This window comes from Micromonospora sp. BL4, from assembly GCF_003667505.1.
Taxonomy (GTDB): Bacteria; Actinomycetota; Actinomycetes; order Mycobacteriales; family Micromonosporaceae; genus Micromonospora.
The window spans coordinates 1-19,929 of sequence record NZ_RCVJ01000099.1; the positions used below are offsets into that span (position 1 = coordinate 1).

19 protein-coding genes are annotated in these 19,929 nt (G+C 73.0%); 16 read left to right on the forward strand and 3 right to left on the reverse strand.

Features of this window, described 5'->3' with window-relative positions; genetic code table 11:
• Nucleotides 1-118: 118 nt before the first annotated feature.
• The 4 genes from mfd to EAD89_RS09320 all read left to right on the forward strand — a co-directional run bounded on the left by mfd (nucleotide 119) and on the right by EAD89_RS09320 (nucleotide 7,354).
• Nucleotides 119-3,754: a transcription-repair coupling factor gene (gene mfd, locus EAD89_RS09305; RefSeq protein ID WP_121675436.1), complete on the forward strand. Its 3,636-nt coding sequence runs from the start codon at nucleotides 119-121 to the stop codon at nucleotides 3,752-3,754.
• A gap of 115 nt (nucleotides 3,755-3,869) precedes the next feature.
• Nucleotides 3,870-4,646, forward strand: coding sequence for a hypothetical protein (locus EAD89_RS09310; RefSeq protein WP_121675464.1), 777 nt, complete (start codon nucleotides 3,870-3,872; stop codon nucleotides 4,644-4,646).
• 2 nt (nucleotides 4,647-4,648) lie between these two features.
• Entirely contained in the window at nucleotides 4,649-5,635 is a 987-nt protein-coding gene (locus EAD89_RS09315; protein WP_121675437.1) for a nucleoside triphosphate pyrophosphohydrolase, read from the forward strand.
• 99 nt (nucleotides 5,636-5,734) lie between these two features.
• Complete coding sequence (locus EAD89_RS09320) at nucleotides 5,735-7,354, forward strand: DUF885 domain-containing protein (protein ID WP_121675438.1); 1,620 nt, start codon at nucleotides 5,735-5,737, stop codon at nucleotides 7,352-7,354.
• A gap of 44 nt (nucleotides 7,355-7,398) precedes the next feature.
• On the opposite strand, the gene nudC is transcribed toward EAD89_RS09320, so the two are convergent.
• Both nudC and EAD89_RS09330 read right to left on the reverse strand, forming a co-directional pair.
• A complete protein-coding gene (nudC, locus tag EAD89_RS09325; protein WP_121675439.1) occupies nucleotides 7,399-8,265 on the reverse strand; it encodes an NAD(+) diphosphatase in 867 nt (288 codons plus the stop codon).
• Nucleotides 8,262-8,954 (reverse strand): hypothetical protein, encoded by a 693-nt coding sequence (locus tag EAD89_RS09330; RefSeq protein WP_121675440.1) that lies wholly within the window; start codon nucleotides 8,952-8,954, stop codon nucleotides 8,262-8,264. Before EAD89_RS09330 ends, nudC begins: the two co-directional genes overlap by 4 nt.
• A gap of 213 nt (nucleotides 8,955-9,167) precedes the next feature.
• Here EAD89_RS09330 and eno point away from each other — a divergent pair, with 213 nt between their 5' ends.
• Genes eno through EAD89_RS09350 form a run of 4 tightly spaced genes read left to right on the forward strand, consistent with a single transcriptional unit; the run spans nucleotide 9,168 to nucleotide 12,254 of the window.
• A complete protein-coding gene (gene eno, locus EAD89_RS09335) occupies nucleotides 9,168-10,451 on the forward strand; it encodes a phosphopyruvate hydratase (RefSeq protein ID WP_121654549.1) in 1,284 nt (427 codons plus the stop codon).
• Nucleotides 10,452-10,487: 36 nt separating this feature from the next.
• Nucleotides 10,488-11,129, forward strand: coding sequence for a septum formation initiator family protein (locus tag EAD89_RS09340; RefSeq protein WP_121675465.1), 642 nt, complete (start codon nucleotides 10,488-10,490; stop codon nucleotides 11,127-11,129).
• A 34-nt stretch (nucleotides 11,130-11,163) separates the two neighbouring features.
• On the forward strand, nucleotides 11,164-11,721 hold the full coding sequence (locus EAD89_RS09345) for a DUF501 domain-containing protein (protein WP_121654562.1): 558 nt from the start codon (nucleotides 11,164-11,166) through the stop codon (nucleotides 11,719-11,721).
• Nucleotides 11,718-12,254 carry an amino-acid N-acetyltransferase gene (locus EAD89_RS09350; protein ID WP_121654548.1) on the forward strand — a complete coding sequence of 179 codons (537 nt, stop codon included), beginning with the start codon at nucleotides 11,718-11,720 and terminating at the stop codon, nucleotides 12,252-12,254. The genes EAD89_RS09345 and EAD89_RS09350 overlap by 4 nt, the downstream gene beginning before the upstream one ends.
• On the opposite strand, the gene EAD89_RS09355 is transcribed toward EAD89_RS09350, so the two are convergent.
• Nucleotides 12,251-13,132 (reverse strand): PHB depolymerase family esterase, encoded by an 882-nt coding sequence (locus EAD89_RS09355; RefSeq protein ID WP_121675466.1) that lies wholly within the window; start codon nucleotides 13,130-13,132, stop codon nucleotides 12,251-12,253. The genes EAD89_RS09350 and EAD89_RS09355 overlap by 4 nt on opposite strands.
• Nucleotides 13,133-13,241: 109 nt before the next feature.
• On the opposite strand from EAD89_RS09355, the gene EAD89_RS09360 reads away from it, so the two are divergent.
• From EAD89_RS09360 to EAD89_RS09395, 8 genes are all read left to right on the forward strand, one after another.
• Nucleotides 13,242-14,294, forward strand: a complete 1,053-nt coding sequence (locus tag EAD89_RS09360) for a helix-turn-helix transcriptional regulator (protein ID WP_121675441.1) — start codon at nucleotides 13,242-13,244, stop codon at nucleotides 14,292-14,294.
• Nucleotides 14,295-14,316: 22 nt separating this feature from the next.
• A complete protein-coding gene (locus EAD89_RS09365; RefSeq protein WP_121675442.1) occupies nucleotides 14,317-15,246 on the forward strand; it encodes a Ppx/GppA phosphatase family protein in 930 nt (309 codons plus the stop codon).
• 218 nt (nucleotides 15,247-15,464) lie between these two features.
• The gene (locus EAD89_RS09370; protein ID WP_121654545.1) at nucleotides 15,465-15,797 is read left to right on the forward strand and encodes a PadR family transcriptional regulator; all 333 of its coding nucleotides are present in this window, start codon (nucleotides 15,465-15,467) and stop codon (nucleotides 15,795-15,797) included.
• Complete coding sequence (locus tag EAD89_RS09375) at nucleotides 15,794-16,810, forward strand: hypothetical protein (protein WP_121675443.1); 1,017 nt, start codon at nucleotides 15,794-15,796, stop codon at nucleotides 16,808-16,810. The genes EAD89_RS09370 and EAD89_RS09375 overlap by 4 nt, the downstream gene beginning before the upstream one ends.
• 130 nt (nucleotides 16,811-16,940) lie before the next feature.
• Nucleotides 16,941-17,423, forward strand: a complete 483-nt coding sequence (locus EAD89_RS09380; protein ID WP_233578435.1) for a hypothetical protein — start codon at nucleotides 16,941-16,943, stop codon at nucleotides 17,421-17,423.
• A 211-nt stretch (nucleotides 17,424-17,634) separates the two neighbouring features.
• Nucleotides 17,635-18,321, forward strand: coding sequence for a dienelactone hydrolase family protein (locus EAD89_RS09385; RefSeq protein WP_121654543.1), 687 nt, complete (start codon nucleotides 17,635-17,637; stop codon nucleotides 18,319-18,321).
• A gap of 19 nt (nucleotides 18,322-18,340) precedes the next feature.
• On the forward strand, nucleotides 18,341-19,054 hold the full coding sequence (locus EAD89_RS09390; RefSeq protein ID WP_121654542.1) for a uracil-DNA glycosylase: 714 nt from the start codon (nucleotides 18,341-18,343) through the stop codon (nucleotides 19,052-19,054).
• A gap of 20 nt (nucleotides 19,055-19,074) precedes the next feature.
• On the forward strand, nucleotides 19,075-19,875 hold the full coding sequence (locus tag EAD89_RS09395) for a DUF4129 domain-containing protein (RefSeq protein WP_121654541.1): 801 nt from the start codon (nucleotides 19,075-19,077) through the stop codon (nucleotides 19,873-19,875).
• Nucleotides 19,876-19,929: the final 54 nt, after the last annotated feature.

Here is a 19,929-nt window from a genome sequence, read left to right on the forward strand (position 1 = left end):
GACCTGGGCGGAAGGGGGTGGCTGTCGGTGGACGGGGATAGGCTTGTCGTCGTGCACCCCCCGTCCGACCGGACGAGGGGCAGCCGTCGTGTGCGTCGACTCCCCTGGAAGTGATCACATGCTCACCGGTCTGTTCTCCGCCGCCCTGGCCGACCCCGGGCTGGCCCGGGCGCGTGACCTGGCGCGCTCCGGTGCCGCCCAGGTCGACGGCCTCGACATCACCGCCCCGGCCGCGCTGCGCCCGTTCGCCGTCGCGGCGGTCGCCGCCGACAACGAAGGGGCCGGTCGACCGGTGCTGGCGGTGACCGCCACCACCCGCGAGGCCGACGATCTGGTTGCCGCGCTGGGCGGGTTGCTGCCGGCGGAGCAGGTGGTGGTCTTCCCGTCGTGGGAGACGCTGCCGCACGAGCGGCTGTCGCCACGCTCGGACACGGTGGGCCGGCGACTGGCCGTGCTGCGCCGGTTGGCGCACCCGGAGTCGGCCGACGCGCACGGCAGCACCGGGCCGCTGCGGGTGGTCGTGGCCCCGGTCCGCTCGCTGCTCCAACCGCAGCTCAAGGGGCTCGGTGACCTGGAGCCGGTGCAGCTCGCCGCGGGCGAGGAGGCGGACCTTGAGGAGGTCGCCCGTCGGCTGATCGACATGGCGTACGCCCGGGTCGACCTGGTCACCAAGCGCGGCGAGTTCGCGGTGCGCGGCGGCATCCTGGACGTCTTCCCGCCCACCGACGAGCACCCGTCCCGGGTGGAGTTCTGGGGCGACGAGGTGGAGGAGATCCGCACCTTCGCCGTCGCCGACCAGCGGACCATCGAGCAGGTTCCGCTGCTCTGGGCGCCGCCGTGCCGGGAGTTGCTGCTCACCCCGTCGGTCCGCGAGCGGGCCGCCGCGCTCGCCGAGCAGCACCCGGAGTTGGCCGAGATCCTGGACAAGCTGGCCGAGGGCATCCCGGTGGAGGGGATGGAGTCGCTGGCACCGGTGCTGGTCGGCCCCGACTCGCTGGAGTTGCTGCTGGACGCCATGCCGTCCGGCACCCACGTGCTGCTGTGCGACCCGGAGCGGATCCGCACCCGGGCGCACGACCTGGTGCGTACCTCGGAGGAGTTTCTCCAGGCCAGTTGGGCCGCCGCCGCGGTCGGTGGCCAGGCGCCGGTGGATGTCGGCGCCGCGGCCTTCCGCACCCTGGCCGAGGTGCGCGCCACCGCCGGCAAGCTCGGTCAGCCGTGGTGGACGCTGTCCCCGTTCGGCCTGGTCGAAGCGGAGACCGCCGAGACGCGGCAGCCCTGGGAGGACGCTCCGGAGCAGGCCGCCGTCACTCCGGACGACGCCATCGCGGTGACGCTGTCCGCCCAGCCGGCCCCGCTGTACCACGGCGAGACCGCGCGTGTCGTCGACGACCTCAAGCGCTGGGCCGGCGAGGGCTGGTCGATCGCGCTGGTCTTCGAGGGTCACGGCCCCGCCCAGCGGGCGGTGGAGGTGCTGCGCGACGCCGGCCTGGGCGCCCGGTTGACCGAGGAGGTGCCGACCGCGCCCGTCCCCGGCGAGCTGGTGGTCACCTGCGGAGCGCTGAGCAGTGGCTTCGTCGACGAGGCGTCCCGTTTCGTGCTGCTCACCGGCAACGACGTCACCGGGGGTCGGGGCACGTCCACGCGGGACATGCGCAAGATGCCGAGCCGGCGACGCAACACCATCGACCCGCTGGAGCTCAAGGCCGGCGACCACGTGGTGCACGAGCAGCACGGCATCGGCCGGTACGTCGAGCTGGTGCAGCGCACCGTCAACGGCGCCAGCCGGGAATACCTGGTCATCGAGTACGCGGCCAGCAAGCGCGGTCAGCCCGGCGACCGGCTCTTCGTGCCGACCGATCAGCTCGACCAGCTCTCCCGCTACGTGGGTGGCGAGCAGCCGACCCTGCACAAGATGGGCGGCTCGGACTGGCAGAAGTCCAAGGCCCGGGCGCGCAAGGCGGTCCGGGAGATCGCCGCGCAGCTGATCCAGCTCTACGCCGCCCGCAAGGCGTCCAAGGGCCATTCGTTCGGCCCGGACACCCCGTGGCAGCGGGAGTTGGAGGACGCGTTCCCCTGGCAGGAGACGCCGGATCAGCTCGCCGCGATCGACGAGGTCAAGCGGGACATGGAGCAGACCGTCCCGATGGACCGGTTGATCTGCGGCGACGTCGGCTACGGCAAGACCGAGATCGCGGTCCGGGCGGCGTTCAAGGCGGTGCAGGACGGCAAGCAGGTGGCGGTGCTGGTGCCGACGACGCTGCTGGTGCAGCAGCACTACAACACGTTCGCCGAGCGGATGAGCCAGTTCCCGGTGGTGATCCGGCAGCTGTCCCGGTTCCAGACCCCGAAGGAGACCGAGCGGACGCTGGAGATGGTCGCCGACGGCACCGTCGACATCGTCATCGGCACCCACCGGCTGCTCCAGACCGCCACCCGGTTCAAGCAGCTGGGTCTGGTGATCGTCGATGAGGAGCAGCGCTTCGGTGTCGAGCACAAGGAGCACCTGAAGACGCTGCGCGCCTCGGTCGACGTGCTGAGCATGTCGGCGACCCCGATCCCTCGCACCCTGGAGATGGCGATCACCGGCATCCGGGAGATGTCCACCATCGCCACCCCGCCGGAGGAGCGGCACCCGGTGCTCACCTTCGTCGGCGCGCAGGACGACCGGCAGGTGGCCGCGTCCATCCACCGCGAGCTGCTCCGCGACGGGCAGGTCTTCTACCTGCACAACCGGGTCGAGTCGATCGACCGGGCGGCGCGTCGGCTGCGTGAGCTGGTGCCCGAGGCGCGGGTCGCGGTGGCGCACGGCCAGATGGGCGAGGAGGCCCTGGAGAAGGTCATGGTCGGCTTCTGGGAGAAGGAGTTCGACGTGCTGGTCTGCACCACGATCGTGGAGTCGGGCATCGACATCCCGAACGCCAACACCCTGATCGTGGAGCGGGCGGACCTGCTCGGCCTGGCCCAGTTGCACCAGATCCGCGGCCGGGTCGGCCGGGGTCGGGAGCGGGCGTACGCGTACTTCCTCTACCCGCCGGAGAAGCCGCTCACCGAGCACGCCCACGAGCGGTTGGCGACCATCGCCCAGCACACCGAGTTGGGCGCGGGCATGTACGTGGCGATGAAGGACCTGGAGATCCGGGGCGCCGGCAACCTGCTCGGCGGCGAGCAGTCCGGGCACATCGAGGGCGTCGGCTTCGACCTGTACGTGCGGATGGTCGGCGAGGCGGTCTCGGCGTTCAAGGGTGAGCGGCCCGAGGAGGAGGCCGACGTCAAGATCGACCTGCCGGTCGACGCGCACCTGCCGCACGACTACGTGAGCGTGGAGCGCCTGCGGTTGGAGATGTACCGCAAGCTCGCCGAGGCGCGCGACGAGGAGCGGCTGCGCGAGGTGGTCGCCGAGATGACCGACCGGTACGGCGAGCCGCCGGCCCCGGTGCAGAACCTGGTCGCGGTGGCCCGGTTCCGCCTGCTGGCCCGGCGGTACGGCCTGGCCGACGTGTCGATGCAGGGCAAGCACGTCCGGTTCGGGCCGTTGCCGCTGCCCGACTCGAAGCAGTTGCGGCTCAAGCGCTACCACCCGGACGCGGTCTACAAGCAGGCGACCGACCAGGTCAGCGTGCCCCGACCCAGCACGCGCCGGGTGGGTGGCGAGCCGCTGCGCGACCAGGCCCTGCTGGATTGGTGCGCCCAACTGCTCTCCGACGTGCTGGGCGCCCCCGCTCCGGCTGTGCCGGCGGGAGCGACCGCCTGAGCCCGGGGCTTTCGATCAGGGTGGTGTCGGGCGCGCCGGCGCCATCCTGGTCGCCCCGGGCCTGTGCGGTGGGGGGCGTCACAGCGACGCGTCCTGCCGTGAGAGAGTGACCGTCATGCGTGCTCGCCGTCTTGTCGCCGTCGCCAGCGTGGCGGTCGGTCTCGTCGCCCTGTCCGGTTGCCGTGCCGAGCCCGGTATCGCCGCCTACGTCGGTGACCACCGCATCACCGATGACCGGGTCGCCGCCGTGCTGAAGGATCTGCGCGACAAGAACCCGAAGCCGACCGCGTCGCCGACCGCGTCGCCCACCACCGCGGGCCAGCCCGCGCCGCCGGAGCCGCAGCTGCCCGGCGCCGTTCAGGTGACCAGCGTGCTGGTGCTGAGTGAGGTGTGCGAGCGGATCTCCGCCGAGAAGAACTACCAGCCGCGCGGCCAGGTGCCGCGCGAGCAGGTCGCTGAGGTTCTCGGGCTGGAGCCCGGGACCGGGTACGTGCGGGAGATGGCCGACCTCTACACCTGCCTGTCCGGTGTGCCGTCCGAGCCGGTCGCGCCGACCGCGCAGGAGATGGCCACCCTCATCGGGGTCGGCCGCGAGGCGGGCCAGATCCCGGCCAACATGACCGACGAGGACGCCGCCCGCCAACTCGACGGCGAGCAGCTGCGCGGCGCGCTGGCCACCCGACGGTCGCTGGTCGAGGCGGCCGAAGGCTACGACGTGACGGTCAGCCCCCGCTACCGCCCACTCGAGTTCCCGGTGCTGAGCTTCCCCGGTGACGTGCCCGCCGTGAGCGTGCCGCTGGGTGAGCTGGGCTCCGACGCGGTCACCGACATCTCCACCCCGGAGCCGGTCGGGTCGACCGCCACTCCGGAGGCTGAGGGCACGGCCAGCTGAGCATGACGGCACGGATCATCCTGCTGGTCACCTCGCCCCGACTGCCGGCCGGTCTGCTGACCTCGGCCGCCTGGGATGTCGTACGCCAGCATCCGGTGCTGGCCGGCGCGGAGAGCGAGTTGGCCACGGCCGTGCGGCAGGCGGGCCCCGAGGTCACGATCGTGGACGGCCCGGCGACGCAGCCGCTGCTGGACGCGGTCGCGGCGCATGGCGCTGCGGTCTGGCTGGCCGGCCCGGCGGGCGACGAGTCCCTGGCCCGGCAGCTGGGTCTGCGGCTGGCCAGGGAGCCGGGGTTGGCCGAGTTGGAGCTGATGTACGGCTCGTGGGATCCGCCGGGCGCCCGGCTGCTCGACGCGGTGGCCGTGCTGGACCGGTTGGCGTCGCCGGGGGGTGACCCGTGGAAGCGGGCGCAGACGCACCGCAGCCTCGCCGGTTATCTGCTGGAGGAGAGCTACGAGGCGTACGACGCGATCAGCGCCGGCGACACCGATGCGCTGCGCGAGGAGCTGGGTGACGTGCTGCTCCAGGTGGTGCTGCACGCCCGGCTCGCCGAGGAACTGCCCGAGGGCGAGCGGTGGAACGTCGACGACGTGGCGGGTGGCCTGGTCGACAAGATGATCCGGCGCAATCCGCACGTCTTCGCCGGTGCGGAGGCGGGCACGCTGGAGGAGATCACCGCCAACTGGGAGCGGATCAAGCGGGCCGAGAAGGCGCGCGACTCGGTGCTGGACGGCGTGGCGTTGAGCCAGCCCGCCCTCGCCCTGGCCGCGACGATCCTGGACCGCGCCGCACGGGTCGGGCTCGCCGTCCCGCCGCCGCTGGCCGACTCACAGGTGGACCCGGAGGCGAGGCTCGGCGCCAGCCTGCTGGCCACGGTGGCGGCGGCCCGCCAGGCCGACCTGGACCCGGAGGCCGCCCTGCGCCGCACCACCCTCGCCTACGCCGAGGCGGTCCGCGCCGCCGAGCGCCCCACCCCGCCCGCCGACTGACGACGTTGATCAAGAGGTTCGCGTCACTTCCAGGCCGGATCCTGACGCAAACCTCTTGATCAACACGGCTGGCCGAGGGGTGGTCGGTAGGGTCGGGGGGTGGAAGCGTTCGGGGTTCTGGCGGAGCGGGTCGTCGAGGCGTTGTTGGAGACGCGGCCGGGGGTGGCGACCGCGGCGGGGGATCACCGGTACGACGACCGGCTGCCGGATCTGTCCCCCGGGGCGCTGGCCACCGACCGGGCGATGCTCTCCGACGCGGCGAACGCACTGTCCGAACTGGACCCCGACTCGCTGGACGTCGAGGAGCAGGTCGACCATGCGCTGCTCACCTCGTTCGTCGACCGGGAGCTGTTCGAGCTGACCGAGATCCGGTCGCACGAGTGGGACCCTCTGCGTCACAACCCCGGGCCGCTGCTGCACCCGTTGCTGGCCCGCCCGTACGCCCCGGCCGAGGTGCGGCTGACCCACCTCGCCGGCCGGCTCGCCGCCGTACCGGACGCCCTCGCCACCGCCCGCGCGACGCTGCGGGACATGCCGCGGATCCACGCCGAGACGGCGGTCGGGCAGTTCACCGGCACGGCCGCGCTGATCCGCGACGAGCTGCCGCCGCTGCTCGCCCAGGCGCCCGGCAGCCTCGACCGGGTGGAGCCGGCGGCGACCGCGGCGATCGCCGCGCTGGAGGAGTTCGTCGCCTGGCTGCGCACCGGCCTGGCCGCCGACAGCGGCCCCGGTCGTGACCCCCGCCTGGGCCGCCGCCGCTGGGAGGCCCGGCTCTGGCACACCCTGGACACCGAACTGGGCGCCGCCGAGATCCAGCGCCGCGCCTGGGCCAACCTGGACCGGGTCACCGCGGAGATCCGCGAGGCGTCCGTCGAGCTGGTCGGCGGCGGGGCGGACGACGCGACGGTACGCCGGGCGCTGGACGTGCTCGCCGCCGAGCACCCGGACGACCGGACCATCGTCGAGCTGGCCGGCGTGACCCTGGACGAGGCGACCGACTTCGTCCGCGCGCACGACCTGGTCAGCCTGGTCGACGACCGGTGCGTGATCCAGGAGATGCCGGAGTTCGCCCGGGGCGTCGCGGTGGCGTACTGCGACTCGCCCGGCCCGCTGGAGACCGCGGCCCTGCCGACGTTCTACTGCATCGCGCCCACCCCCACCGACTGGCCGGCGCACCGCGTCGAGTCGTTCTACCGCGAGTACAACGACCACATGATCCGCAACCTGACCGTGCACGAGGCGATGCCCGGGCACTTCCTCCAGCTCGCCCACGCCCGCCGCTACGTCGGTGGCACCCGGGTCCGGGCGCTGGCCGAGTCGGGCCCGTTCATCGAGGGCTGGGCCGTTTACGCCGAGGAGCTGATGGCCGGGCTCGGCTTCGGTGGCCTGCCGGTGCGGTTGCAGCAGCTCAAGATGCAGCTACGGATGACCATCAACGCGCTGCTCGACCAGTTGGTGCACGCCGAGGACCTGCCCGAGGCCGAGGCGATGGCCCTGATGACCGGGCGCGGCTTCCAGGAGGAGGGCGAGGCTGCCGGCAAGTGGCGCCGGTCGCTGCTCACGTCCACGCAGCTCTCCACCTACTTCGTGGGGTACAGCGAGGTGGCCGAGATCGCCGCCGCCCGCCCGCACGGGGTGTCGGTGCGTGACTGGCACGACGCGATGCTCGCCCACGACTGCCCGCCCCCGCGCCACCTGCGCACCCTGCTCGGCGTCTGACCCACCCCCGGTCGAGGCCCGCCGACCGGTCGCGGTCACGGCGGTCACCGCCGTCCGGCGGTCACCGTCGCGTCGATCAGCCAGCGCGAGATGGAGTACGCGGGCGGCAGTTCCGCCGGCAGCGCGTCCAGGCCGAACCAGTGGGCCCGGGTCAGCTCCCGGCCGTCGACCACCGGCTCGGCCCGCGGGTCGGCGGCGCGGGCGGTGAAGCCGGCGAGCAGCACCCCGGGGCCGGAGATCGCCCACGGCTGGCTGCCGAAGTAGGCCAGCTGGTCGACGCTGAGCCCGACCTCCTCGCCGACCTCGCGGTGCACCGCCGACTCCAGCGTCTCGCCGGCCTCGACGAAGCCGGCCACCAGTGCCCAGAGCCCGGTCGGCCCGGTCGCGTGCCGGACCAGCAGCAGCTCGTCGGCGCGGCCGGCGGGCCCGGGCCGGGTGATCGCGACCAGCACCGCCGTGGAGAGCTGCATGGGGACGTACAGGCCGCAGTCGGGGCAGCGCCGGGCGGTCTCGCCGGGCTGGTCGGTCAGCTCGGCACGGCAGGCGCCGCACCACCGGTGGGTACGTCGCCAGGTGACCACGGCCAACGCCCGGCCGGCCAGCGTGGCGAGCGGCTCGGGCACCTCGGCGGCGAGCGACGCCCAACCGCGAGCCCGGCCGGGGATCCCGTCGGCGGTGGCCAGGTCGGTCGCCCATGCGGGCACCCCGTCGAGGGTGCCCAGCGGCACCCAGGGGGTGTCGGCGGGCAGGTCGGCGACCCGGCCCACCGTCCCGTCGGCGGTGAGCAGCAGCTTCGCGCCGACCACCGGCAGGGCCAGGTCGGTGGGCGCGGGCGGGCGACCGAGGTCGGCCCCCGGCTGGAACCCGGCTCGCGGCGCGGTGTTCGCGGACCCGACGGCCGGGCCGGTCACGAGCCGCCCGGCCGGCGGTCCACCACGGTGGCGCCGGCGGGCGGGTCGAACGCGTCCTTCGGCACCGTCTCGGAGTAGCTGCTCAGTGCCAGCTCCATCGGCTTGCCGTCGACCGACCCCGTGAAGCTGCCGAGCACGCCGTCGGTGGTCACGCAGGCCGTGAGGTCGCCGTCCGACCGCTGCACCTCCACGCAGGTGGCGTGGTGCCCGGCGACGGTGGTGTCGCTCTGCCTGATGACCGCCTGCGGGTCGAGCGCGGCGGCGGTCAGCAGCCCCACCACCACCGGAGGGGTGACGAGGCCCTGCTCGTTCGCTTCGGCGAAGAGCGCCACGGTGGGCTTGCTGCCGGGGGTGGGTGGCGTGATCAGGGTGCACGCTGTGCGGCCGCCGGCCGCCGTGCACCGTGTGATCCCGTCCGGGGTGACGGTGAGTCGCCCACCCGGGTAGCTGTACGTGGAGCGGGCCGGATCCTGGGCCTGCACGATCGCGGCGGTCTCGCCGCCGGGGAGCTGGTATTCGGCCGAGTAGGTCAGTTCCAGCGCCCGATCGAGCCGGGCGGCGAGGTCGTTGACCAGATCGGAGCGGCCCATGGCGCGTCCGGCGTCCTCGAATGTCTGACAGCCGGTGACCGTGAGCGACGCGATGACCGACACGGCGAGCATGCGGAGGGTGGTCGAGGCGGCGGGCATGGCGACCAGCCTGGTGGATCGGGTCGGCGCAGCGCAAACCCGTTGCCGGTTGACGCCCGGAAATCCGGGAATGTCCGTCACCGTGGGGCGACCCGGGTGCGCGGGCGACGCCGTGTCCGATCCCGTGGCCCGATACGCTGCGTTCAACACCTGCCTCAGCCGCACCGTCGCGGCCCACCCACGGACCGGATCACAACAACGAGGAGCGACTCAGTGGCAACCATCGAGGGAATCGTCGCCCGGGAGATTCTCGACTCGCGGGGCAACCCGACGGTCGAGGTCGAGGTCGGCCTGGACGACGGCACGGTGGCCCGCGCCGCCGTGCCCTCCGGCGCCTCCACCGGCGCCTTCGAGGCGATCGAGCTGCGCGACGGTGACGCCGACCGCTACCAGGGCAAGGGCGTGGAGAAGGCGGTCTCCAACGTCGAAGACAAGATCGTCGACCAGATCATCGGGTACGAGGCCAGCGAGCAGCGCCTGATCGACCAGAAGATGCTCGACATCGACGGCACCGACAGCAAGTCGGAGCTGGGCGCGAACGCCATCCTCGGCGTCTCCCTCGCGATCGCGAAGGCCGCCGCCGGCAGCGCCGAGCTGAGCCTCTTCCGCTACCTGGGCGGCCCGAACGCGCACCTCCTGCCCGTGCCGATGATGAACATCCTCAACGGTGGCGCGCACGCCGACTCCAACGTCGACATCCAGGAATTCATGATCGCGCCGATCGGCGCGCCCACCTTCCGTGAGGCGCTGCGCTCCGGCGCGGAGGTCTACCACGCGCTCAAGTCGGTGCTGAAGAAGAAGGGTCTGTCGACCGGGCTCGGCGACGAGGGCGGCTTCGCGCCGAACCTGCCGACCAACGCCGCGGCGCTGGACCTGATCGCCGAGGCGGTCGAGAAGGCCGGCTACCGGCTGGGCAGCGACATCGTGTTCGCGCTCGACGTGGCGGCGACGGAGTTCTTCGACAACGGCACCTACACCTTCGAGGGCAGCCCGAAGTCCGCCGAGGACATGAGCACCTACTACACCAAGCTGGCCGACGAGTACCCGATCGTGTCGATCGAGGACCCGCTGGCGGAGGACGACTGGACCGGCTGGCAGACGCTGACCGCCTCGATCGGCGACCGGGTGCAGATCGTCGGTGACGACCTGTTCGTGACCAACCCGCAGCGCATCGCCCGCGGCATCGCGGAGAAGGCGGCGAACGCGGTCCTGGTCAAGGTCAACCAGATCGGTTCGCTGACCGAGACCCTGGACGCGGTGGACCTGGCCCACCGGGCCGGCTTCAAGTGCATGATGAGCCACCGCTCCGGCGAGACCGAGGACACGACCATCGCCGACCTGGCGGTCGCCACCGGCTGCGGTCAGATCAAGACCGGCGCGCCGGCCCGCTCGGACCGGGTCGCCAAGTACAACCAGCTGCTCCGGATCGAGGAGGAGCTGGCCGACGCGGCGCGCTACGCCGGCGCTGGGGCGTTCCCGCGCTACCGTTCGGCCTAAAAGGTTGTCGGGAAGCCTCGGGGGAGGGGTGTGACGATGCAGCAGCGCCGCACACCGGGTGGTCAGCGTCCCGCCCGCCGACCGGGTCAGTCCGGTCGGCCGGGTGGTGGCCGCGCCACTCGGGGATCGGTCCGGGAGGCCGGCGTACGCGCCGAGCCGCGCGGCGCCGCTGGTCGGGCGCCGGGCGCGGCCCGGGGCGCCGAGGCGGTGCGCTCCGCGAACCGTCCGGCCGCCGCTCGACGCACCGCCACCGGTGGTGCCGTCAAACGGCTCGCCGCACCCCACCCCCGTCGCTTCACCGGCCGGGCCACCGTGTTGTTCGCGGTCCTGATCGCACTCGCTCTGGCCTACACCTACCCGGTTCGGGTCTACCTGGACCAGCAGGCCGACATCGAGCGGATGGAGGCCGCCCAGGCGGCGCAGGAAGAAGAGATCGGCAAGCTCGCCGCCGAGGCCGCCAAATGGAAGGACAAGGCGTACATCGAGACCAAAGCCCGGGAGCGGTTCTTCATGGGCCGGCCGGGCGAGAAGATGATGGTGGTGCTGCACGACCCGGAGGGCGCCGCCCGGGACGCCGGAAAGCCGGACGGGCCGGCCGCCCCGACCGGTCCGGTGACCTGGTACGACACGCTCTGGTCGAGCGTTCAGGCGGCGGACAGCCAGCAACCCGGCAAGTGAGCCACCGATCAGCGCACCAGGAGAGATGGGCACCGTGACTGTCGCACCACCGCCGGAGTCGGCGGCGGATTCCGTACCCCTGCCGCACCGCGAGCCGGCCACCGAGGCCGACCTGGCCGCGGTGGCCGCGCAGCTCGGCCGCCCGCCCCGTGGGACCCGGGCGGTGGCGCACCGCTGCCCGTGTGGCCTGCCGGACGTGGTGGAGACGACGCCCCGCCTCGCCGACGGCACCCCGTTCCCGACGCTGTACTACCTGACCTGTCCCAGGGCCACGGCGGCGTGCAGCCGGCTGGAGTCGGCCGGGCTGATGAAGGAGATGGCCGACCGGCTGACGACGGATCCGGAGCTGGCCGCCCACTACCGGGCGGCGCACGAGGACTACCTCACCCGCCGGGAGGCGATCGGCGAGGTGCCCGAGATCGCCGGCATCTCGGCCGGCGGGATGCCCGGCCGGGTGAAGTGCCTGCACGTGCACCTGGGGCACGCGCTGGGTGCCGGCCCCGGGGTGAACCCGTTCGGCGACGAGACGCTGGCGCTGGTCGAACCCTGGTGGACGGCCGGCCCGTGCGTGGACGTGCCGGCGGGCGAATGAGCGGGCAGGCCGGGGCCTCGGCACCCGAGAGTCAGATCCTGGTGCGGCGGGCCCGCACCGGGGACGTGCGGGGCATTCGGCGGCTGGTCGACACGTACACCGACGACCGGCGGCTGCTGAGCAAGGCCACCGTCACCCTCTACGAGGACGTGCAGGAGTTCCGGGTGGCGGTCCGCGCCGGGGACGACGCCGTGGTGGGCTGCGGGGCGCTGCACGTGATGTGGGAGGACCTGGCCGAGATCCGCACCGTCGCGGTGGATCCGTCCTGCCGGGGCCAACGGATCGGCCACCGGCTGGTGGGTGAGCTGATCGACGCGGCCCGGGAGCTGGGCGTCGCCCGGATCTTCGTGCTCACGTTCGAGACCCGGTTCTTCGCCTCGTTCGGGTTCCAGGCGATCGACGGCGCGCCGGTGCCGCAGCCGGTCTACGAGCAGTTGCTGCGCTCGTACGACGAGGGTGTCGCGGAGTTCCTGGACCTGGAGCGGGTCAAGCCGAACACGCTGGGCAACACCCGGATGCTGCTGCGGCTCTAGGTGGTGGCCTTGCGGGGGTGCGCGGCGAAGAACTCCCACATCAGGTCGGTGGCGGACAGACCCGCGGTGGGTGCGGCGAGCTGACCGGTTGTCGCACCCGGCCAGCTGTGGCCCATGCTGGCGATCGTGTAGATGCTGACGTCGCTGCCGTCCGCGCAGCGGGCCATGGTCCGGGTGACTCCCGGCACTCCGGACGCCTTGGGGCTGGGCTTGCACCGGAGTCGCTGCTGCCAGGTCCGCATGCCCGCCTCGAAGACCGAGTCGTTCCGGTCCTGGGACCCGATGAAGGTGATCACCGAAACGGGGCTCTTCGGTACGTAGTTCTCGGGCGTGGTCAGGGGACCGCTGTAGCCGCCGCTGACCACTCCGATCGCGGCGAAACGGCCCGTACTCTCCACCGCCGCCCGGAAACTCATGTCGGCGCCGTTCGAGATGCCGGTGAGGAAGACCCGGGTCGGGTCCACCCGCCAGGTCTGCACCAGGTGGTCGGTGAGGGCGTTGAGGAAGCCGACGTCGTCCGCCTTGCCGCAGCAGATCAGCGCGTTGAAGCCGCCGGCGTTCCCGTCGGGGTAGGCGACCAGGACGTTGTCCTTGTCGGCCTTGGCGTCCAGACTGGTCAGCTCCCGCATGGCGGAGCCGGTTCCGGGATAGAAGTGCATCGCGATGACCAGCGCGGGCGACCGGCTGGGGTCGTACCCGGGTGGTGCGTGCAGCAGGTAGGTGCGGTCCAGCCCGTTGTGCTTCAGGGTGAGCCGGTGGTCGCCCGGCGCCGGGCGTTCGACCGACGGGGACGGTGCGGCCGGCGGGGCCGACGACGGCTCCCCCCGCTCGCAGGCCGCGACGGCCACGATGAGACAGAGCCCCGTCAACACTGCCATCGTCCGACGCACGCCGGCCACCCCCCGTCGATCCCGGCGTCCACACTGGAGGCGGCCGGCCTGCGGATCAACCCTTTCGGTCCTGGCCGAAGGCAGGCAGGCTGTCTCCATGCTTCGCCTCGAGCTCGGTCCGGCGGACCTGTGCCGGGTGCGGTTCGCCGACCGGCTGCACCCGGTCGGGACCGCGCTGCTGGCCAGTCAGTGGCTGCGTGATCCCACGGTCGCGGTGATGGCGCCGTCCCTGGCCGAGCACGCGATGGCTGTCGAGGCCGCCGGCGTCGCCCAGGCCGCCACCGCGATCCTGCGGCACCTTCTGCCCGGTCGGGGGAGCCTGCCGGATTTCGTCACCCCCTTCGACGGCGCGGAGTCGGTGGCGGCCGGGCTGGAGGCGATGCGGGCCACCCCGGCGCGGCGGGTCCGAGCCGAGGTAACCGCGACGTACGCCGACGTGACCGCCAGCCCGCTGCGGCGGCGGTTCGCGGCGGCCGACCCGGAGCTGCTGGACCTGTTCGGCGGGGCGGTGCACACCTGGTTCGAGGCCGTCCTGGCGCCGCACTGGCCCGACCTGGTGGCGGGGCACCGCCAGCAGGTGGCCTGCGCCAGCCAGCGGTTGGTGCGGCACGGCCTGGCCAGCCTCTTCAACGGCCTGCACCCGGCGATCCGGTGGCGGGAGCCCGTGCTGGAGGTGCGGACCTGGTGGCACGGGGAGCTGACCGGCGCCGGGCACGGACTCGTCCTGGTGCCCTCTCCGCTGGCTGGTCCCCGCCCTCGGGTGCTGGTCGAGCCGGGGCGGCCGATCCTGCTCGTCTACCCGGTGCCGATGCCTCGCCGTGCCGCCTCCGCGGCGGTCGACCGACTCGGGCGGCTGCTCGGCACCACCCGGGCGCTGGTGCTCCGTCGGCTCGCGGAGGACGGCGGGCTGACCACGACGGTGCTGGCCCGGGCCGTCGGGATCAGTCTCTCTTCGACGTCGGAGCACGCCACCGCGCTGCGGGCGGCCGGGCTGATCGCCAGCGAACGGGACGGCGGAGCCGTCCGGCACCACCTGACACCGCTCGGCACCCACCTGTTGGGTGCGGGTTCGGAGATGCCGGCGCCGGACCTTTCCGCGGAGTGCCCCACCGCCGGACAAGCCGCCGGGCGACCGCCTGGCCTGCCGTAAGGTTGCTGCCGTGACGACGCGTGTGGCGGCCATCGACTGCGGGACCAACTCGATCCGACTGCTGGTCGCCGACCTGCCCGAGCCGTCGGCCGGCTCGCAGGCGCCGCTGACCGACCTGACCCGACGGATGGAGATTGTCCGGCTGGGGCAGGGCGTGGACCGGACCGGCCGGTTGGCGCCGGAGGCGATCGAGCGGACCAGGGTGGCGCTGGCGTCGTACGCCGCCGACATCGAGAAGCTGGGTGCGGAGCGGGTGCGGATGTGCGCCACCTCGGCCTCCCGGGACGCGGCGAACGCCGCTGACTTCACCGAGATGGTGCAGCGCACCCTCGGGGTCGCGCCGGAGGTGGTCAGCGGTGACGAGGAGGCGCGGCTCTCCTTCACCGGTGCGGTGCGTGGGCTGCCCGCCGACGCCAAGGAGCCGTTCCTGGTCGTGGACATCGGCGGCGGCTCCACCGAGTTCGTGGTCGGTGACCGGGTCGGCGGGGTGCGGGCGGCGATCTCGGTGGACATCGGCTGCGTCCGGATGACCGAGCGGCACCTGCCCGGCGATCCGCCGACGCCGGAGCAGGTCGCGGCCGCGCAGGCCGACATCGCGGCGGCGGTGGACCGGGCGCTCGCGGTGGTGCCCGGCCGGGAGGCGGCCACGCTGATCGGTCTCGCCGGGTCGGTCACGACCGTGGTCGCCATCGCCCAGGGCCTGCGGGAGTACGACCCCGAGCGCATCCACCACGCCCGGGTGTCGTACGACGCGGTGGCCGAGGTGACGGCCGACCTGCTGGGCCGGACGCGTGAGCAGCGGTTGGCGATCCCGGTGATGCATCCGGGCCGGGCCGACGTGATCGGTGCCGGCGCGCTGGTGCTCCGGGTGATCATGGAGCGGGCCGGCATGCCGTCGGTGGTCGCCTCCGAGCACGACATCCTCGACGGCATCGCGTGGAGCCTCCACTAGACAGCTCAGCGGCGCGGCGAGTCCCCTCCGCTCTCCAGACCGCCTCTCCAGATCGCCGATATCGCGGTGTCCACGTCCTCGGGAAACCCCGATATCGCCGATCTGGAGTCGATCACCGCCCAGCGCCCGGTCTGACCCCCCGGACCCGCCAGCCCCGCTACGGCGTGTCGGGGCGAAACCGTTGGCGCTACTTCGCATTGCACACTAGTGTGCAATGCGTGGACACCACACAGTTGCTGAAGGGCGTGCTCGACCTCGCCGTTTTGGCCGTGCTCCGGGAGGAGGACGGCTACGGCTACGACATCCTGCGCCGGCTCCGGGAGGCCGGGTTGGAGGAGGTCGGCGACGCCTCGGTCTACGGCACGCTGCGCCGCCTCTTCGCGGCCGGCCTGCTCACCACCTACGTCGTGCCGAGCGAATCCGGGCCGCACCGCAAGTACTACTCGCTCAACGCCGCGGGGCGCGACCAGTTGGCCCGCTCCGGCAAGCTCTGGCGCTCGTTCGCCACCACCATGGACAGTCTGCTCGACGATCGGGGGCTGGCGGCATGACCGTCACGGAGCAGGAGATCACCGACTACGTGGCGCGGGTCCGGGCCGCCCTGGCCGACCTGCCGACCACGCAACGCGACGAGCTGACCGAGGATCTCGCCGACCACCTCACCGAGGTCGCCGCCGAGGCCGAGGGCACCCTGGTCGAGCGGCTGGGCGAGCCCGAGACGTACGCCGCCGAGCTGCGCTCCGCAGCGGGCGCCGAGCCGGGCGGTGGCCGCAATCTCGACCAGCGGGTCGCGACCGCGGTGGTCCGGGTCCGCGGCCGGCTGCGCGCCCTGGACACCCGGCTCGGCCCACCCCTGGGGTACGCGACGGCAAGCGACTTCCTCCGGCTGCTGCGCCCCGGTTGGTGGGTGCTCCGCGGCTACCTGGCGGCGATGCTGGTCACCGTGATCAGCACGGGCGGCAGCTTCGGCCTGCTGCCCCGGTTCGGCGGAGAACTGCTCGCCGGATTCATCATGCTGGTCGGCTTCGTGCTCGCCTCCATCTGGATCGGCCGTCGTTCGGCCCAGCTGACCCGCTGGCCGCGCTCGGCGGTGCAGGTCGGCAGCGCGGTGTTGGTGGTTTTCGCGCTCTCCTCCCTGATCCAGGCGGAGGACCGGATGCGCTACGGCGACTACGGCATCGACCCTGCGTCGATCAACGGCCCGTACGACCGGGTCCGGGACGTCTTCGTCTACGACAGCGAGGGCCGGTTGGTGGAGAACGCCCGGCTCTTCGACCAGAACGGAGACCCGATCCGGCTCGGCTACCCGGACTGCACGGACCTCGCCGACGAGTACGGCAAGCCGCTGCTGCGGGCGTACCCGTACTGCCCGAACCAGGCGCCCTTCGGGCCCCGCGCCCCCGGCGCTGTGGTTCCGTCCGCGACGCCGGAGTCGACCAGCACGCCGGGGTCGACCACCACGCCGGACCCGTCCGGGACGTCCACCGGACAACCCACGGTGAGCCCGACCGTGACGCCCAGTCCCACACCGAGCGGTGCGCCGACCCCGACCGCGACGGGCTGAACGGCGATGTGAATTGGATCATGCACACGAAGCTGGGAAATGGCTGAACGGACGAGGCGAGCGGGACGACGCCGGAAATCAATGATCGTTACGGTGTCGTCTGCTCATCAACCCCTCGGAAGGAACCCCCGTGTCAGAGCAGGTCGCACCGCCCCCCGCGTCCGACGTCGCGCCGCCCCAGCCGGCCGTCGAGACGCCGTTGCCGGTCGAGCCGGAGGCGAAGAAGCCCGGTGCAAGGAAGGCCCTCGGCATCATCGGCGCGATCGTCGTGTTCGTCGTCATCGCCGGCCTGAAGTTCGGCCTCGCCACCACGATCGGCAACTTCCTGAACAAGGACGAGACCGCCGACGCCAAGGCCGGCGACTGCATCGCCGAGCTGCCCGAGGTCACCGGCACCGAGGAGGAGGAGGTCGACGGCGCCAAGGTCGTCGAGTGCACCTCCACCGACGCGGCGTACAACGTGGTCGGTCGGGTCGACGGGCAGACCGAGGCGCAGGCCAAGGCCGGCACCGCATGCGACGGCTACCTCAAGGAGGGCGAGGAGGGCTACGTCTTCTACAGCATCGAGCCGGGCAAGACGGGCTACCTGCTCTGCCTGACCAAGAAGGCCTGACCGGAGCGTCAGCAGACCGGGCAGCGGCACCGACGGCGGCGGGGGAACCTTCCCCGCCGCCGTCGGCGTACGCGCAGTCACCACCCGGCAAACGGGAGGTGAATGCCACTGTTCCCGCGTCTTCCCGGCGGCGTCGTGGCATGGCAGGCTACCGGCACGTAGGACCACTGGGCGACCAGCCAACGATGACTGACCGCTAGGAGGACGGCCGATGGGCGAGATGGTGAGCTACCGCAGCAACGGGGGCACGAGCGAGGGGTATCTCGCGATACCCGCCAGCGGCGTCGCCAGCCCTGCCGTCATCGTCATCCAGGAGTGGTGGGGCCTGGTCCCGCACATCCGGTCGGTGGCGGACCGGTTCGCCGAGGCCGGCTTCGTCGCCCTCGCTCCGGACTTCTACCACGGTGAGACCACCAGCGAACCGGACGAGGCACAGCGGCTGCTGATGGCGATGCGGATGGACGAGGCGGCGAAGGACATCGCCGGCGCCGCCGACTACCTCGCCGGCCGGCCGGAGGTCACCGGCAAGGTGGGCGCGGTGGGCTTCTGCGCCGGCGGCAGCCTGGCTCTCTGGTCGGCGACGATCTCCGAGCGCATCGTCGCCAGCGTGGGCTTCTACCCCGTACTGCCCTGGGAGTCGATGCGCCCCGACTGGGCCGACTACGCCGGCAAGGCCGCCGTCATCCACTGCTCCGAAGAGGACGGCACGTCGGCCGCCGAGGGTGTGCAGACCGCCCGCCGGGCCATTGAGGAGGCCGGCGGGACCTGCCACCTCTACGACTACCCCGGCACCTCGCACGCCTTCTTCAACGACGACCGGCCGGAGGCGTTCGACCAGCGGGCCGCCGCCAGCGCCTTCGCCCGCACCCTGGAACTCTTCCGGGCCAAGCTTGGCTGAGTCGCGTACCCCCGATCAGGTGGTCGCCCGCGCCGCGCGGGCGACCGATCTGGCCGACCTGGACGCGGCGGTGAGCGACTGTTTCGCCTGCCCACGGCTGGTCCGGTGGAGGGAGGACGTCGCCCGCACCCGCCGGGCCGCGTTCCGCGACCAGGAGTACTGGGGCCGGCCGGTCCCGGGCTTCGGCGCCGCCGACGCGCGGATCGCGATCCTCGGCCTGGCGCCCGCCGCGCACGGTGGCAACCGCACCGGCCGGATCTTCACCGGCGACCGGTCGGGTGACGTGCTCTTCGCCGCCCTGCACCGCGCCGGGCTCGCCAACCAGCCGACCAGTGTCGCCGCCGACGACGGGCTGACACTGCGGGACACCCGCATCTTCTCGGCCGTCCGGTGCGCGCCGCCGGACAACAAGCCCACCCCGGACGAGCGGGACACCTGCGCGCCCTGGCTGCACCGGGAGGTCGCCCTCATCCGGCCCACCCTGCGCGTCGTGGTCGCGCTGGGCGCGTTCGCCTGGGCAGCGTGGTGGCCGGTGCTGCACCAGGTGTACGGGCAGCGCCCGCCCAGCCCGCGACCGAGGTTCGGCCATGGGGCACACTGGTCCGGCACAGCCGCACCGGAACTGCTCGGCTGCTACCACGTCAGCCAGCAGAACACCTTCACCGGGCGGCTGACGCCAGAAATGCTGGACGATGTCTTCGGCCGGGCCAAGCAGCTGGCCGGAGTGGACTGAGAGCGCGTGGGGCGGTGGCCATGACGGACGGAACGCGCCCGCCCACGCCGTACCCCGCCGAAGAGCCCGGGGTGCTGCGCCAGGTGCTCGGCCTGCTCCGCCGATGGTGGCCGGTGGGTGCGGTCGCCGTCCTGCTCGCCGGGGCCGCGCTGGCCTCCGCGCACTCGTCGATCGGGGCCAGCCGGATCCCGCCGGCAGCGGAGAACGTCCCCTGGGTCCCCGAGTACCCGACGGCGGAGCCATCGCCGTCGATCCCGGTGGAGCCGCGCGAGGCCGGCGAGGCCACCCAGGCGCACATCCCGCAGTGGATCGCCACGGTGGCGATGGTGCTGCTCGGGCTGGCCATCGTCGCCGTGTTCGGTTACCTCACCTGGATCCTCATCCGCGGTGCGGTGCGCCGCACCACCCGGGCACTGCCGGCGCAGAAGGCCCGGCGTACGGCCGAGGGCACCGCCCGCGAGGTGGTCGCCGCCCTCGACGCCGGCCTGGTGGAGCTGGACGACCGGGACACCGATCCCCGGGTGGCGGTGATCGCCTGCTGGGTACGCCTGGAGGAGGCCGCCGCCACGGCCGGTGTTCCCCGGCGGCTCGGCGACACCCCCACCGACCTGGTCACCCGGCTGCTGCGCGGCGACCCGTCGGCCGGGGTGCCGGCGATCGTCAGCGCCGACGTGCTGGCCGAGTTCGCGCACGTCTACCGGGAGGCCCGGTACGCGACCCGCCCGGTCGACGGCCGCACCCGCGACCAGGCCCGGGCCGCCCTGCGCCGGCTGCGCCACGAACTGGCCACGGTGGCCCCCGCCCCGGAGGTGGCACCGTGAGCGCGAGGAGTGAGCCGGGTTTGCGAGCCCCGCAGCCGCGAACAAAGGTGGCAC